Consider the following 15,804-nt stretch of genomic DNA (forward strand, 5'->3'; position numbering starts at 1 on the left):
GGGGAGGCCGGGGGTGCCGGGCCCGGCGGCGGTGTGCACGCGGCCGCGACGATGCTCGCCGGGCCCGGCACCCCCGGCCTCCCCGGCGCGGCCCCGCAGCCGCCGCAGTCGCAGCCGCCCCAGGCGCCCGGCGCCCCGCAGGGCGCTCCGCAGCCGCCGCAGGCCCCCGCCTACGGTTACCCGCAGGCCGCCCCGACCGGGCTGCCCACCGTCGGGCCGGGCTATATGGCGGTGCTCCGTTACCGTGCCCAGGACGGGTCCGAGCAGCAGATCATCCGGCGCAGCGCGCCCGGTACGCCGCATCCCGAGTGGCAGATCCTGCACGAGCTGCGGGCGATGAACGTGCCGCCGCAGCAGGTGCTGGAGCTGCACACGGAGCTGGAGTCGTGTGATCTGCCCGGTGGGTACTGCGCGCGGATGATCCGTGAGACGTGGCCGCAGGTGCGGATCAGCCACACCGCGCCGTACGGGCGTGACCACGCCACCCGTCAGCAGGGCATGCGTCATCTCGTGGCGCACCAGGGCGAGCTGCACCAGGTCGCGGACGGTCCCGCGCGGCCCGCGCCGAATCCGGTGCCGGTGCCGCATCCGGGCGCGGTCCAGCCGGCGCCGCCGGTCGGGCCGGACGTGATCGGGCGGGAGCTGGCGGAGGCGTTCGGTCCGCAGGGGGTGTTCCGGTTCGACCAGCGGGCCGTGTCCCGGCAGGGTGTGCCGGAGGTCGTCGCGCAGACGCTGGTCTGGGCGGGGCTGCCGGCCGATTTCGGGCCGTTCTTCTGGGCGCAGGCGCAGCCGGGCCGGCCGGTGCCGACGCTGGCGGAGCTGGCAGCCGAGCGCGGGGTGCGGCCGGCGGCGGACGCGGGCTCGTACCTGGTGATGGGCGGGGACTACGGCCGTCAGCTGTGTGTGCAGTACGGTACGGCGCACATCGTGGCGGTTCCCCTTGAGGCGGGGCCGGACGGTCACCCCGTGCCGCCGCAGTTCGTCAACACGAGCCTGCCTCAGTTCGTTCGCTCTTTGGCGCTGCTCGGGAAGATGTGGCGGTGGCGTTACGGGCTGACGCCGGAGCAGGCCGGGCGCTGGACCGTGGACTTTCAGGAGCAGCTGGCCGCGTTGGACCCGGCCGCTCTGTCCACGCCGGAGAACTGGTGGGCCGTGCTGTTGGAGCAGATGTGGGACGGTCTCTTCTAGCGGCCGGGCCGGCGGTCGGTGAGGCGTGCCCGGACGGCGGGGTGTGCCCGGTCCCCGGATCGGGGCCGGGCGCCCGGTGTCGCGGAGTGTCGCGTCATGGGCGCTCCGGTTGTCCGGGAATGATGGACGCCGACCTGTCGCATACCGGATTTCCGGATATAAGGGGCTACAAGGATGAGTTCACCGGTGTCTCCTGACGGTTTCGCTGTCGTACGAGGCCGTGGTTACCGGCCCGAGCAGGTCGACCGCACGGTGGGGGAGTTCGCCCGGCAGCGGGATTCCGCCTGGGAGCGGGCCGCTCGGCTGACGGTCCTGGCGCGGGAGATGGAGGACGAGGTGCGGCGCCTCGCCCAGGTCGTCGCCAAGCTGCCGCCGCAGACGTACGAGACCCTCGGCCCGCGTGCCCAGGGCCTGGTGACCACGGCCGAGCTGGAGGCGGCGGGGCTGCGCGAGCGTTCCGAGGCCGAGGCGCTGGGCCTGCAGGAGGCGGCGGAGGGCCATGCGCGTTCGGTGCGGGACTCGGCGCACGAGTTCGCGGTGGCGGTGCGCGCCGAGGCGGAGGAGTGGGCGCGGCAGGCGCAGCTGGCCGCCCAGACGGTCGCGGACGACCTGCGGACCACGGTGCGTCAGGAGACGACGGAGCGGCGCGAGGAGTCGCTGGCGGCGCTGAAGGAGATGCGGCAGCGGAGCGCCCACATCCTGGCCGAGCAGGAGAAGGAGCACGCCGAGCGCTGGGACGCGGCGGGGCGGGAGATCGCCGAGCGCGAGGCGGCGATGGACGCCCGGGTGGCGGCGCTGGAGGAGTACGCGCGGACGGCGCTGGGTGACGCGCGGCGCCGGTACGCGGACACGGAGGAGGCCGCTCGGCACGGCCAGGAGGACGCCGAGGCGCAGGCGGCGGCGGTGATCGCGCAGGCGCGGGTGCGCGAGGAGCGCATCGCGCGGGACACCGAGCGGGTGCTGCGCGAGCACGAGGAGCGGCGTGAGGAGCTCAAGTCGCACATGGCGCACGTCCGGCACAGCCTGGCGGCCCTGACGGGCAAGCCGGTGGCGGAGGACGTGGCGGCGAACGAGTAGGCGGGCAGCGGACGGCCCCGCCTCCCTTCGGTGAATGCCAGGGGGGCGGGGCCGTCGCGCGTCCTGTTACTTCTTGGTGGGTGTGGCCGAGGGCGTGGCCGGGGCCGGGCTCTGTGTCGCGGGGGCCGCGACGGTCAGCTCCAGGTCGAGGATCGCGCCGTCGGTCGTGGTCAGGTGCAGGATGTACGTTCCGGCGTGCTCGTCCGTGAACAGCTTCGGCAGGGTGACGTAGCCGTTCTCGTCCGTCTTGACGAGGGTGACGCGGCGCTGCGGTGTGTCGCCCCCGTCGAGGAAGTACGGGCCGGTCGTGGCGGGGGTCTTGCCGTCGCGCTCCAGGACGGTGACGGTGACCATCGCGCCGGCGGCGGCCTTGCCCTTGTCCTTGTCGAGGGCCTTGAGCTTGATCTGCTCCTTGAAGGAGCTCTTCGGAGCGGCCGTCAGGTCGCCCTTGCCGTCGCGCTCCAGGGAGGTGGCGCGCGGGGCGGGTACGGCCTTGACGGTGCCGGCGAAGTCGGTGGTGATCTTCGCGCCGCCCTTGCCGTCGACGGTGGCGCGGACGGTGAAGTCGCCGGGGACGTCGCCCGCGGTGAGCTTCGGTGCGACGGCCTTGCCGTCCTTGTCGACGGTGACGGTGGCGGTGCGGTTGTCGCCCTCGAAGCGGGCGCCGGTCCTCAGGCCGACGACCTCGAACGTGACGCGGGTGCCCGCCGGGGCGGCCTTTCCGTCGGCGGTCAGGGCGCGGACGGCCGGCTGCTCGGCGAAGGTCTCGCCGGCCGTGGCCGTCAGCTGCTCGTCGCCGACGCGGTCGAGGCGGGAGACGGCGGGCGGCTTGGGCTTGTCCGGAGTGGGCTTGTCGCCGCCGCCACCGGGCTTGTCCGGCTTGCTCGGGTTGTCGGGCTTGGGCTTGTCCGGGGTCGGCTTGTCCGGAGTCGAGGGCTTCGAAGGCTTCGAGGGCGTACCGGGCTTGGTGGTGCCCGTACCGCTGCCGCCACCGTTGACCGGCGGTACCGGTGTGGGCTTCGGGCCGCTCCACGGCGGGGTCGGCCCGGTGGACGTCCCGGTGCCGGTCCCGGTGTCGGGCGTGGTGCCGACCTGGCCGCTCTGGTACGTCCGCATCCAGGCGAGCACGGCGTTCACGTACTCGCGGGAGTTGTTGTAGCTGAGGATGGCCCGGTCGAGGTCGGCGGGGTCGCGCAGGTCCTTGTTGCCGGCGCAGAGGTAGCGGGCGGTGCCCGCGGCCGCGTCGAAGATGTTGTTGGGGTCGGCCTTGCCGTCGCCGTTGCCGTCGACGCCGTAGCTCTCCCAGGTGGAGGGGATGAACTGGGTCGGCCCGACGGCCCGGTCGTACTGGGCGTCGCCGTCCCAGCGGCCGCCGTCGGTGTCCTTGATCTCCGCGAACTGGCCGCCCGTCAGCCGGGGCCCCAGGATCTGTCTCTCCGTCGTGCCGTCCGAGCGCAGGCCGTAGGAGGCCGCGTGCTCGGACTCCACCTTTCCGATGCCGGCGACGAGCTGCCACGGGATGTGGCAGCCCGGGTAGCGCTCGGCGGCGAGCTTCTCGGCGTTCTTGTAGGCGGCGAGGGCGGTCACCGGGATGCCCGTGCTGCCGTCGGGGGTGTCACCGCGGCCGGCGGGGCTGCCGGGCTTGCCGGAGGCGCCGGGTCGCGGGACGAGGTCGGGGAGGGTGAGGTTGGGGACGCCGTGCGGCTTCCGCTGCGGATTGTCGGGCCCGGGGGACGGGTCGCCGCCGAACGCGCCGCTGGCGGGGCTGGCGCCCACCGCGGCGGTCGTGAGGCTGGCGACGAGCAGAGCAGTGCACAGTCCCTGGCGGGAGACGCTCGCAGCGCGGGTACGAAGTATCTTCACGGAGGCTGCTTCCTCGGGAGACCGGCGGCCGGGTGAAGGGGGTCGCCCGTCTCCCCCCTCGGCCATAGACCCGAACACTAATTCCCAGTGGCCGCAGTTGTCTTGTCCGGGGACTGGCTTCACAGATTCTTCGCCGGTCCGCCGCCCGCAAGTGGCCGTCCGGAGCGGGCACTTCCCTCTCGGTGCGCACGCGGCGCGTCCTCGGTGCGTAGCGGAGCTCCAGCCTCCGTCAGGGTCGGCCCCTGCGAACCCCTAGGGGGATCGCCGTACGTTCTCCTCCCTCCGGTTCGTACCGCAGGAGGAGGAGCGGGGCCCGGGCCGCCGCCTACATTTCTGAGGGCGGCCGCAGTGCCGGGGTGGGGTTGTCCCCACCTCGAAGACAGGGACGGGCACCATCGCCGCCGCCTTCGCCAGTCAGCACCCTTGAACCCGTTACAGCCCCTGCCGGGGCTCCTCGGCATGAGCCCGCACACCCGTATATAGGAGAAGCACACCGTGACAACCGCTGTATCGATTCCCACGACCGGGGGCACCGGAGGTCAAGCGGCCGTCGCGGCGAGGGCCCGGCAGGTCGTCAAGGCGTACGGGTCCGGGGAGACCCGGGTCGTCGCCCTCGACCACGTGGACGTGGACATCGCCCGGGGGCGGTTCACGGCCATCATGGGCCCGTCGGGCTCCGGCAAGTCCACGCTGATGCACTGTCTGGCCGGGCTCGACACCGTCTCCTCGGGGCAGATATTCATCGACGACACCGAGATCACGGGCCTGAAGGACAAGAAGCTCACGCAGCTGCGCCGGGACCGGATCGGCTTTATCTTCCAGGCGTTCAACCTGCTGCCGACGCTCAACGCCATCGAGAACATCACGCTCCCCATGGACATCGCCGGCCGCAAGCCCGACCGGGCCTGGCTGGACCGGGTCGTGGAGACCGTCGGCCTGTCCGGGCGGCTCAAGCACCGCCCCAACCAGCTCTCCGGCGGTCAGCAGCAGCGCGTCGCCGTGGCCCGCGCCCTCGCCGCCCGGCCGGAGATCATCTTCGGTGACGAGCCCACCGGCAACCTCGACTCGCGCTCCGGCGCCGAGGTCCTCGGCTTCCTCCGCCGCTCGGTGGACGAACTGGGCCAGACCATCGTCATGGTGACGCACGACGCCGTCGCCGCCTCCTACGCGGACCGCGTCCTCTACCTCGCCGACGGGCGCATCGTCGACGAGATGCACTCCCCGACGGCGGACGCCGTCTTCGAGCGCATGAAGAAGTTCGACGCCCGTGGGCGGGTGTCGTGACCGTCCTCAAGACCTCCCTGCGCAACGTTCTCGCGCACAAGGGACGCATGGCGCTCTCCGCCGTCGCCGTCCTGCTGTCGGTGGCGTTCGTGTGCGGCACGCTCGTCTTCACCGACACCATGAACGCCACGTTCGACAAGCTCTTCGCGTCCACCGCCGCCGACGTCAGCGTCTCCCCGGAGAAGGGCGACGACGCCCAGGAGACCGGCCGCCCGGAGACCGTCCCCGCGTCCCTGGCGCCCCGCCTCGCCCAGGTCGCCGGTGTCGCCAAGGTCGAGCCGCACGCCACCAGTAAGCAGCTGACCGCGGCCGACGCGAAGAACAAGAGCATCAGCCCCGAGTCCGGCGCCCCCACCGTCGGCACCAACTGGGACGAGAGCCAGAAGAAGTCCGTCGAGATCACCAGCGGCCACGAGCCGCGCGGCGCCGGCGAGGCAGTCCTGGACGCCGACACCGCCGCCAAGCACGGCCTGAAGACGGGCGACAAGCTCCGGATCATGGCGGCTCCGGGCGACTTCTCCGTGACGATCGTCGGCATCGCCACGTACAGGACCACCAACCCGGGCGCGGCCGTCCTCTACTTCGACACGCCCACCGCGCAGGCCCGGCTGCTCGGCACCGGCGGCGCCTACAGCGGCTACGGGCTGACCGCCGCCTCCGGCGTCAGCCACGAGCAGCTGAAGAAGAACGTCACCGCCGCCCTCGGCACCGACGGCGCGGGCTACGCGGTCCGGACCGCCGCCGAGACCAAGGCCGAGAACAAGAAGGACATCGGCTCCGTCCTCGACGTCATGAAGTACGCGCTGCTGGGCTTCGCCGGCATCGCCGTCCTCGTGGGCGTCTTCCTGATCGTCAACACCTTCTCCATGCTCGTCGCCCAGCGCACCCGCGAGATCGGCCTGATGCGGGCCATCGGCTCGAGCCGCTCGCAGGTCCTGCGGTCCGTGCTGGCGGAGGCGGTCCTCCTCGGCGTCGTCGGCTCGGTGCTGGGCATCGGTGGCGGCATCGCCCTGGCCGTGGGGCTGATGGAGCTCATGGGCTCCATGGGCATGAACCTCGACACCTCCGAGCTCACCGTCAAGGCCACCACGCCCGTCGTGGGCCTCCTCCTAGGCGTCGTCGTCACCGTGCTCGCCGCGTTCCTGCCCGCCCGCCGGGCCGGGAAGATCTCCCCGATCGCCGCCCTGCGCGACGCGGGCACCCCCGCCGACGGCAAGGCCGGCCGGATCCGGGCCGCCATCGGCATCGCCCTCTCGGCCGCCGGCGGCGCCGCGCTGCTGGCCGCCGCGAACGCGGACTCGCCCTCGGCCGGCTCGGGCCTGCTGGGCCTGGGCGTCCTGCTCACCCTCGTCGGCCTCGTGGTCGTCGGCCCGCTGCTGGCCGGCTTCGTGGTCCGCGTCCTCGCCGCCGTCGTCCTGCGGGTCTTCGGCCCCGTCGGCCGGCTCGCCGAGCGCAACGCCCTGCGCAACCCGCGCCGCACGGGCGCCACCGCCTCCGCCCTGATGATCGGCCTCGCGCTGGTGGCCGCCCTGTCGGTGGTCGGCTCCTCCATGGTCGCCTCGGCCACGGACCAGCTCGACAAGTCCGTCGGCGCGGACTTCATCGTCCAGAGCGACAACGGGCCGCTCACCCCGGCCCAGAGCAAGGCCGTCCGCCGGGCCTCCGGCATCGCCCACTTCACGACCATCACCACGGTCAAGGCCAAGCTCGCCCTCCCCGACGGCACGTCCGTCACCGAAGGCCTGAACGCCTCCGAGCCCACCTACGGCGAGGACCTGCGCACGGAAACCGTGCAGGGCACCTTCGCCGACGCCTGGGGCAAGGACGCCATGACCGTCCCCGAGGGCTTCGCCAAGGACCACGGGATCAAGCCCGGCGACCGGCTGACCGTCACGATGACCGGCGGCCGGGAGGCGAAGCTCCAGGTCAAGGCCATCACCTCCGACGACACCAGCATCAACAAGGGCGGGATGTTCATCGGCCTCGACACCGCCCGGCAGTACCTGCCGGCGGACCGGATGCCGCTCGACATGCTGATCCTCGCCAAGGCCACCGACGGCCACGCGAAGGAGGCCGCCGCCTCCCTCAAGGCCGCCGTCGCCGACTACCCGCAGATCAAGGTCCGCGACCAGGCCGACTACAAGAAGCTCATCCAGGACCAGGTCGGCCAGCTGCTCAACATGATCTACGGCCTGCTGGCCCTCGCGATCATCGTGGCCGTCCTGGGCGTCGTGAACACCCTCGCCCTGTCGGTCGTCGAGCGCACCCGCGAGATCGGCCTGCTGCGCGCCATCGGCTTCTCCCGCCGCCAGCTGCGCCGCATGATCCGTCTGGAGTCGGTGGTCATCGCCCTCTTCGGCGCCCTCCTCGGCCTCGGCCTGGGCATGGCCTGGGGCACCACGTCCCAGCGGCTGCTGGCCACCCAGGGGCTGGGCGTGCTGGACATCCCCTGGCCGACGATCACCACGGTCTTCCTCGGCTCCGCGGTGGTGGGCCTGCTCTCCGCCCTGATCCCGGCGTTCCGGGCGGGACGGATGAACGTCCTGAAGGCGATCGCCACGGATTAGCAGGCTGCTGCCCGAGGGGGAACGACGGCCCGGACGCGCCACGGGGGTGCGGGTCCGGGCCGTTCGCCGTCGCGGCGGTGCCGGACCGGCCACCGCCCCGCGCAGCGGCCCGGCGGGTGTCGGCCCTCCGTCGTAGGCTGGAACCCCCGGCCCGGCGCCCCCACAGCCCGCGTCGGGCTACTCGCGTTGTCCACCCCGGGACGGGATGCCCTTCATGAGCCTGCACGGTCTGCTCGACGCCGTCGTCAACGATCCGGCGCTCGCCGAGGCGGTGAAGGCCGCGGGCGACGGAAACCGGCCGCACGTCGACCTGGTCGGCCCGCCCGCCGCCCGTCCCTTCGCGATCGCCGCGCTCGCCCGGGACGCGGGCCGGCCCGTGCTCGCCGTGACCGCCACCGGCCGGGAGGCCGAGGACCTGGCGGCGGCCCTGCGCTCGCTCCTCCCGGAGGACGCCGTCGTCGAGTACCCCGCGTGGGAGACGCTGCCGCACGAGCGGCTGTCCCCGCGCTCGGACACCGTCGGCCGCCGCCTCGCCGTGCTGCGCCGCCTCGCGCACCCCAGCAAGGACGACCCGGCCGCGGGGCCCGTCAGCGTCGTCGTGGCACCCATCCGTTCCGTGCTGCAGCCGCAGGTCAAGGGCCTGGGCGACCTGGAGCCGGTGAGCCTGCGCACGGGGCGGAGCGCCGACCTCGAAGAGATCGTGGACGCCCTCGCCGCCGCCGCGTACGCCCGCGTCGAACTGGTCGAGAAGCGCGGTGAGTTCGCCGTGCGCGGCGGCATCCTCGATGTGTTCCCGCCGACCGAGGAACACCCCCTGCGCGTCGAGTTCTGGGGCGACGACGTCGAGGAGATCCGCTACTTCAAGGTCGCCGACCAGCGCTCCCTGGAGGTCTCCGAGCACGGCCTGTGGGCCCCGCCCTGCCGTGAGCTGCTGCTGACCGACGAGGTCCGGACGCGGGCCGCGGCCCTCGCCGAGGACCACCCCGAGCTCGGCGAGCTCCTCGGCAGGATCGCCGAGGGGATCGCGGTCGAGGGCATGGAGTCCCTCGCGCCCGCCCTCGTCGACGACATGGAGCTGCTCCTGGACGTGCTGCCGGCCGGCGCGATGGCCGTGGTCTGCGACCCCGAGCGGGTCCGGACCCGGGCCGCCGACCTGGTGGCCACCTCCCAGGAGTTCCTCCAGGCCTCGTGGGCCGCCACGGCCGGCGGCGGAGAGGCCCCCATCGACGTGAACGCCGCGTCCCTGTGGAGCATCGCCGACGTCCGCGACCGGGCCCGCGAGCTCGGCGTGATGTGGTGGTCGGTCACGCCGTTCGCCTTCGGCGACATCGAGCACAGCGCCGCCGCGGACGAGGAGTCGGACGGGGACACCCTCAAGCTGGGCATGCACGCCCCCGAGACCTACCGCGGCGACACCGCCCGCGCCCTGGCCGACACCAAGGGCTGGGTCGCCGACGGCTGGCGCGCGGTCTTCCTCACCGAGGGCCACGGCCCCGCCGCCCGTACGGCCGAGGTGCTGGCGGGCGAGGGCATCCCCGCCCGCCTCGACGCGGACCTGCCCCAGCTGACGCCGGCCCTCGTCCACGTCTCCTGCGCGAGCCTCGACAGCGGCTTCATCGACCCCGCCCTGAAGATCGCGGTGCTCACCGAGGCCGATCTCACCGGCCAGAAGTCCGCCAGCAAGGACCTGGGCCGGATGCCGGTCCGCCGCCGCAAGACCATCGACCCGCTGACCCTCCAGGCCGGCGACTACATCGTCCACGAGCAGCACGGCGTCGGGCGCTACCTGGAGATGGTCCAGCGCACCGTCCAGGGCGCCACCCGCGAGTACCTGCTCGTCGAGTACGCCCCCGCCAAGCGCGGCCAGCCCGGCGACCGCCTCTACATCCCCACCGACCAGCTGGAGCAGGTCACCAAGTACGTCGGCGGCGAGGCCCCCACCCTCCACCGGCTGGGCGGCGCCGACTGGACGAAGACCAAGGCGCGCGCCAAGAAGGCCGTCAAGGAGATCGCCGCCGACCTGATCAAGCTCTACTCGGCCCGGATGGCCGCCCCCGGCCACTCCTTCGCGCCCGACACGCCCTGGCAGCGCGAGCTGGAGGACGCCTTCCCCTACGCGGAGACGCCCGACCAGCTCACCACCATCGCCGAGGTCAAGGAGGACATGGAGAAGTCCGTCCCCATGGACCGCCTGGTCTGCGGCGACGTCGGCTACGGCAAGACCGAGATCGCGGTCCGCGCGGCCTTCAAGGCCGTGCAGGACGGCAAGCAGGTGGCCGTGCTGGTGCCCACCACCCTGCTGGTGCAGCAGCACTTCGGCACGTTCTCCGAGCGCTACTCCCAGTTCCCGGTGTCCGTGAAGGCGCTGTCCCGCTTCCAGTCGGACACCGAGGCGAAGACGGTGCTGGAGGGCCTGCGCGAGGGCTCGGTGGACGTCGTCATCGGCACCCACCGCCTCTTCTCGTCCGAGACGAAGTTCAAGGACCTGGGCCTGGTCATCGTCGACGAGGAGCAGCGCTTCGGCGTCGAGCACAAGGAGCAGCTGAAGAAGCTGCGCGCCAACGTCGACGTGCTGACGATGTCCGCCACGCCCATCCCGCGCACCCTGGAGATGGCGGTCACGGGCATCCGCGAGATGTCCACGATCACCACCCCGCCGGAGGAGCGGCACCCGGTGCTGACCTTCGTGGGGCCGTACGACCAGAAGCAGATCGGCGCGGCGATCCGGCGCGAGCTGCTCCGCGAGGGCCAGGTCTTCTACATCCACAACCGGGTGGAGTCCATCGACCGGGCCGCCGCGCGGCTGCGCGAGATCGTGCCGGAGGCGCGGATCGCCACGGCGCACGGCCAGATGTCGGAGTCGGCGCTGGAGCAGGTCGTGGTCGACTTCTGGGAGAAGAAGTTCGATGTGCTGGTCTCGACGACGATCGTCGAGTCGGGCATCGACATCTCCAACGCCAACACCCTCATCGTCGAGCGCGGCGACAACTTCGGCCTGTCGCAGCTCCACCAGCTGCGCGGCCGTGTGGGCCGCAGCCGCGAGCGCGGCTACGCCTACTTCCTCTACCCGCCGGAGAAGCCGCTCACCGAGACCGCGCACGAGCGGCTGGCCACCATCGCCCAGCACACGGAGATGGGCGCGGGCATGTACGTCGCCATGAAGGACCTGGAGATCCGCGGCGCGGGCAATCTCCTCGGCGGCGAGCAGTCCGGCCATATCGCGGGCGTCGGCTTCGACCTCTACATCCGGATGGTCGGCGAGGCCGTCGCGGACTACCGGGCGTCCGTGGAGGGCGGCGAGGAGGAGCCGGAGGCGCCGCTGGAGGTGAAGATCGAGCTGCCCGTCGACGCGCACGTCCCGCACGACTACGCGCCGGGCGAGCGGCTGCGCCTCCAGGCCTACCGGGCCATCGCCTCGGCCAACTCCGAGGAGGACATCAAGGCCGTCCGCGAGGAGCTCACCGACCGCTACGGCAAGCTGCCGGAGCCCGTGGAGAACCTGCTGCTGGTCGCCGGGCTGCGGATGCTGGCCCGTGCCTGCGGGGTCTCCGACATCACCCTCCAGGGCGCCAATGTGCGCTTCGGCCCGGTGGAGCTGCGCGAGTCCCAGGAGCTGAGGCTCAAGCGGCTCCACCCGCGCACGGTGATGAAGCCCGCCACCCAGCAGATCCTGGTGCCGCGCCCGGCGACCCGGCCCATCGGCGGCAAGCCGCTGGTCGGGCGCGAGCTCCTCGCGTGGACCGGGGAGTTCCTCACCACGATCCTCGGCTGAGCGCCCCGAGGGGGCGCGGGCCGGGCCCCGGCCTACCCGGCGTGCCGCAGCACGGCGTAGCCGCTCTCCGTGCCGAGCACGGTGTACGTCGCCCCCGGGTGCCGGGTCCGCGCGTCCGCGATCAGGTCCTGCGGGGTCCGGCCGTCGGTGACGCGCAGCGCGATGTAGTCGGGGACGATGCCGCGGGTGTCGCCTATCCAGAAGACCCGGCAGCGGTGGACGAGCCGGCTTATGGGGGTGATGTCGGCCTCGACGGTGGCGTTGTCGGGGATCCGGTCGAAGAGGCGCTCCGCGGCCTTGACGCCCTCGGGTATCCGGTAGGTGTCGGGCACGGTCAGGGAGTACAGCGGCAGGGACGCGCTGAGCGCGAGGGCCGCGGCGAGGACGGCGGCGGGCAGCTGGTGGGCGTAGCGGCGCAGCCAGCGGCGGCCGGCGCCGCGCGCCGTGGCGAGCGCGTCGGCGAGGGCGATGAAGACGATGGGCATCAGGACGGCGCTGTAGTGCCAGTCGGTGCCCCAGTAGTGGTCGTCGTGGGAGGCGAGCCGCCAGCCCAGGGTGGGCAGGGCGACGAGCAGCACCGGTGAGCGCAGGGCCAGCAGTCCGGTGGTGGGCAGCAGGATCCACAGCAGGGTGCGGAGGGCGGTGTCGAGGGGAATCGTGGGCGCGGGTCCGCCGTCGCCGCTGAGCTTGTTCCAGTAGTCGTACGAGCCGCTGTTGTTGAAGCCGGGGATGATCACGCCGAGGGCGAGGGCGGTGGCCGCCAGCCCGAAGGCGACCAGCCCGGAGGCGAGGGCCATGGCCCGTGGGTCGCGGCCCGTGCCGCGCAGCCGGAGGAGGATCACCACGCCGATGGCCGCCGCCGTGACTCCGAGGTCCTCCTTGACCAGGGCCAGCGGCGCCGCCCAGAGCACCGCGGCCGTCCACCGGCGGCGGACGAGCGCCTCCAGGGAGAAGGCCAGCAGCGGCATGGCGAAGGCGATCTCGTGGAAGTCGAATTCGACGGCGCGCTGGACTCCCCAGGACAGTCCGTAGGCGATGCCGATCGCGAGTCCCCGGCCGCGGCCGAGGAGGTGGGCGGCGAGGCGGGTGACCGGCACGGCCGACAGCGCGAACAGCGCGGCCTGCACCACGAGGAGGGTGACGGGTGTGGGGAAGACCCGGTAGAGCGGGGCGATCAGCGCGGTGACGGGGCTGAAGTGGTCGCCGAGGATATTGGTGCCGGGGCCCTTGAGGTCGGCTATGGGTGCCCGCAGATGGGCGTAGGCCTGTATCGCCTGCTCGAAGATGCCCAGGTCCCAGGACATGGTGAGCATCCGCAGATAGCGGCTGACGGACAGGGCGGCGTAGAGGACGAACAGGACGGCGCCCACCCAGTAGGGGTCCAGGCCCGGTGCGCGCAGCCGGGCGGACAGGGGGCGGCCGGGTGGTGTGGCCTCGGCCCGGCTGTGGCCTGCTGCCGACACGTCGGCGGTGGCCGAGTCCATGGCGGGTCCTCTCTTCCTTGCGGCTTCCGGGGCTTCGTACCCCTTGGCTGGCTTCAGCCGGTTTTCTTGCGGTCCGTGCGCTCCGCTGGTCTTGAAGTATGCGTCCTCGGCGGCGGGCGTCACGATGCCGTCGCACGCCAAGATCCGGCACCCGCTTTGGCGCCCGATCCCGTGGCTGGGCCGGACGTACGCCCGGTGCCACTCTCCCGGGAGGCTCGCGGGGTGTTCGCGCATCCCGGCGGACCGCGAATCGTTGGCCGAATCAGTGGCTCGGGCCACGCGGACTGCCTACCATCGATCAACGCCAGGCCGATGGACCGCACGTCGCGGGGTTCCGCCCCGCCCCTGCTCGACGCCCCTGCTCACCGCATGCCGCACGATCTCTGTCGCCGGGAGGCTTCATGATCCGCCGCAGGACAGCGCTCTCCGTCTCCGCCGCCGGGCTCCTCGCCGCCGTACCCCTGCTCACCGGCTGCGGCTCCACACCGCATCCCGGTGCCGCCGCCGTGGTGGGCAAGGACCGGATCACCGTCGCCCAGCTCCAGAACCAGGTCGAGGACGTGCGCGACGCGCAGCGCTCCTCGCCGCAGGGGCGGCAGCTGCTGGCGAGCAGCGCCCGGCTCAGCCAGGACACCCTGGTGCGGCTGATCCAGTACCGGGTCATCGAGGCCGCCGGCCGCGACAACGGCATCGACGTCACCCGGCGGGAGATCCAGGAGCGCCGGGAGGAGGTCGAGAAGCTGCTCGGCGGCCCGGCGGCGGTCGACAGCCGGTTCCTCGCGGCCGGGATCGCCCCCGACCAGATCGACCAGGAGCTCCTCGCCGGGCTCGTCCGCGCCAAGCTGGAGAAGAAGCTGGGCCAGGCCCGTACCGTCGACACGCTGATGAAGACGTCCGAGGCCCTGCGCGTCGACGTCAATCCGCGCTACGGCACCTGGGACGCCAAGCGCGGCACGGCCCGGACCGTCCAGGAGCCCTGGCTGCGCCCCGCCGGGCAGCCCGCCCCCGAGCAGCCGGCCTGAGCGCGCCCCGTAAGGGGCGCGGGGAACTGCGCGACCAGCCACGGGCGGTCCGCGGTTGCCCGACCGCTCTCCGGACCGCTCTCCCGGCGGAGCCTTTAGGCTCGGCCGTGTGACTGACCGTGTGAACGCCCCCGCCGATGCCCCCGGGGGCGACCCCCTCGGCCGTATCGTCCTGCTGACCACCAGCCACCGGGTCGCCCCCGGTCTGCTGTCCTGGCCGGCGTGGCAGACGCTGCGCGCCGCCGACCGGGTGCTGTGCGCCGACGCCGGCCACCCCCAGCTGCCGTATCTGGGGGAGGCCGGCGTCGTGGTCGAGCACGCGTCGCCCGCCGCGCGGGAGCTCGTCGACTACTGCGCGGCGGGCGGGCGCACCGCCGTGGTGCTCACCTCCGCCGAGGGCGAGTCGGCCCTGACCGACGGCCTGGCCCGGCTGGCCGGCTCCGGCCGGGAGTCGATGCCCGCGCTGGAGCTGCTCCCCGGCTCGTACGACCTGCCCGGCGCCCGGCTGCTCGACCTGGTGCAGGTGATGGACCGGATCCGGGTGTCCTGCCCGTGGACCGGGATCCGCACCCACGAGGACCTGGCGAAGTACGGGCTGGAGGAGATGTACGAGCTCCTGGAGGCCATCGAGACCGGGGACCGGGAGGCGCTCCGGGAGGAGCTGGGCGACGTCCTGCTCCAGGTCGTCTTCCACGCCCGGATCGCCCAGGACGACCCGGACGAGCCGTTCTCCGTCGACGACGTCGCCGCCGGCATCGTCGACAAGCTCATCCACCGCCATCCGCACGTCTTCGGCGAGGAGTCCGCGGAGACGCCGGAGGAGGTCAAGGCGCACTGGATGCGGACGAAGGCCGACGAGAAGCGCCGGGAGTCGGTCACCGAGGGCGTGCCGCTGGGCCAGCCGGCACTGGCCCTCGCCGCGAAGCTCGCCTCCCGGGCCCGCCACGAGCGGCTGGAGGTGGCCCTGCCGGACGGGGACGGCGTGGGCTACGAGCTGCTGGCCCTGGCCGTACGGGCGGAGGCGGCCGGCGTCGAGCCGGAGACCGCCCTGCGGGCCGCCGCGCGCACCTACCGCGACGCGATCCGGGCCGCGGAGGAGGCCCGGGGAGGGGCCCCGGAGTAGCGCGGACGGGGCGTTCGCTCACTCGTTCGGCCCAGTGGCGGTCTTGACGGCGCGGCCAACGGGTACCCGGATTCCATGCGCACTGAGCCCCTCGTCACAGCCCCGGCCCTCGCCGCTCCCGCTCAGCTCGGCGGGATCGCCCCCTTCATCGTGGGGCTCTTCGTCGTCGCCATCCTGATCGGCGCCATCGTCGTCGGCCGGAGGGTGCGCGACCGGGAGCCCCCGCCGCCGAGCCAGCCGCAGCGCCGTCAGGGCGCCTGGCAGACCCGGCAGGAGCACGACCAGGGGCCCTCGTCTCCCGACCACGGTCCGGGGCACACCCACGACGAGGAGTCGGTGGGGTACGTCACCGAGCACCACGAGCCGGACCAGCTGCTGCCGGAGGCCGATGGGGAGCGTGTCCTCCCGCATGAGATGAAGAACC

The 15,804-nt window shown here is 73.0% G+C and carries 10 protein-coding genes; 8 read left to right on the forward strand and 2 right to left on the reverse strand.

Annotated features, from left to right (window positions below; all coding sequences use genetic code 11):
• Positions 1-1,188, forward strand: a 1,188-nt coding sequence (locus K6I33_RS18480) for an SUKH-4 family immunity protein (RefSeq protein WP_229353740.1), incomplete at its 5' end; no start/stop codon positions are given.
• A 186-nt stretch (positions 1,189-1,374) separates the two neighbouring features.
• Entirely contained in the window at positions 1,375-2,265 is an 891-nt protein-coding gene (locus K6I33_RS18485; protein ID WP_308297227.1) for a cellulose-binding protein, read from the forward strand.
• Between the two features lie 66 nt (positions 2,266-2,331).
• On the opposite strand, the gene K6I33_RS18490 is transcribed toward K6I33_RS18485, so the two are convergent.
• Entirely contained in the window at positions 2,332-4,128 is a 1,797-nt protein-coding gene (locus tag K6I33_RS18490) for a lytic transglycosylase domain-containing protein (protein WP_229353744.1), read from the reverse strand.
• 495 nt (positions 4,129-4,623) lie between these two features.
• Here K6I33_RS18490 and K6I33_RS18495 point away from each other — a divergent pair, with 495 nt between their 5' ends.
• The 3 genes from K6I33_RS18495 to mfd all read left to right on the forward strand — a co-directional run bounded on the left by K6I33_RS18495 (position 4,624) and on the right by mfd (position 11,751).
• Positions 4,624-5,412, forward strand: coding sequence for an ABC transporter ATP-binding protein (locus K6I33_RS18495; RefSeq protein ID WP_229353746.1), 789 nt, complete (start codon positions 4,624-4,626; stop codon positions 5,410-5,412).
• Positions 5,409-7,979, forward strand: coding sequence for an ABC transporter permease (locus K6I33_RS18500; RefSeq protein WP_229353748.1), 2,571 nt, complete (start codon positions 5,409-5,411; stop codon positions 7,977-7,979). The genes K6I33_RS18495 and K6I33_RS18500 overlap by 4 nt, the downstream gene beginning before the upstream one ends.
• A 214-nt stretch (positions 7,980-8,193) precedes the next feature.
• Positions 8,194-11,751, forward strand: a complete 3,558-nt coding sequence (mfd, locus tag K6I33_RS18505) for a transcription-repair coupling factor (protein WP_229353750.1) — start codon at positions 8,194-8,196, stop codon at positions 11,749-11,751.
• Positions 11,752-11,783: 32 nt separating this feature from the next.
• Here mfd and K6I33_RS18510 read toward each other — a convergent pair whose 3' ends face one another.
• Positions 11,784-13,235, reverse strand: a complete 1,452-nt coding sequence (locus K6I33_RS18510; protein ID WP_229353752.1) for a DUF2079 domain-containing protein — start codon at positions 13,233-13,235, stop codon at positions 11,784-11,786.
• 401 nt (positions 13,236-13,636) lie between these two features.
• Between K6I33_RS18510 and K6I33_RS18515 the strand changes: the two genes are divergently transcribed.
• From K6I33_RS18515 to K6I33_RS18525, 3 genes are all read left to right on the forward strand, one after another.
• Positions 13,637-14,257: a SurA N-terminal domain-containing protein gene (locus K6I33_RS18515; protein WP_229353753.1), complete on the forward strand. Its 621-nt coding sequence runs from the start codon at positions 13,637-13,639 to the stop codon at positions 14,255-14,257.
• A gap of 109 nt (positions 14,258-14,366) precedes the next feature.
• Positions 14,367-15,380 carry a nucleoside triphosphate pyrophosphohydrolase gene (locus K6I33_RS18520; protein WP_229353754.1) on the forward strand — a complete coding sequence of 338 codons (1,014 nt, stop codon included), beginning with the start codon at positions 14,367-14,369 and terminating at the stop codon, positions 15,378-15,380.
• A 75-nt stretch (positions 15,381-15,455) separates the two neighbouring features.
• Positions 15,456-15,804: DUF6479 family protein (locus K6I33_RS18525; protein ID WP_229353755.1), on the forward strand; the 349-nt coding region annotated here is incomplete at its 3' end.

The sequence above is a fragment of the Streptomyces sp. UNOB3_S3 genome, assembly GCF_020740895.1.
In the GTDB taxonomy this organism is placed as follows: domain Bacteria; phylum Actinomycetota; class Actinomycetes; order Streptomycetales; family Streptomycetaceae; genus Streptomyces.

Bases quoted from the DNA above. Each gene is read 5' to 3' on its own strand.
- mfd (WP_229353750.1), top strand. From the start codon at position 8,194: ATGAGCCTGCACGGTCTGCTCGACGCCGTCGTCAACGATCCGGCGCTC.
- K6I33_RS18510 (WP_229353752.1), bottom strand. From the start codon at position 13,235: ATGGACTCGGCCACCGCCGACGTGTCGGCAGCAGGCCACAGCCGGGCC.
- K6I33_RS18515 (WP_229353753.1), top strand. From the start codon at position 13,637: ATGATCCGCCGCAGGACAGCGCTCTCCGTCTCCGCCGCCGGGCTCCTC.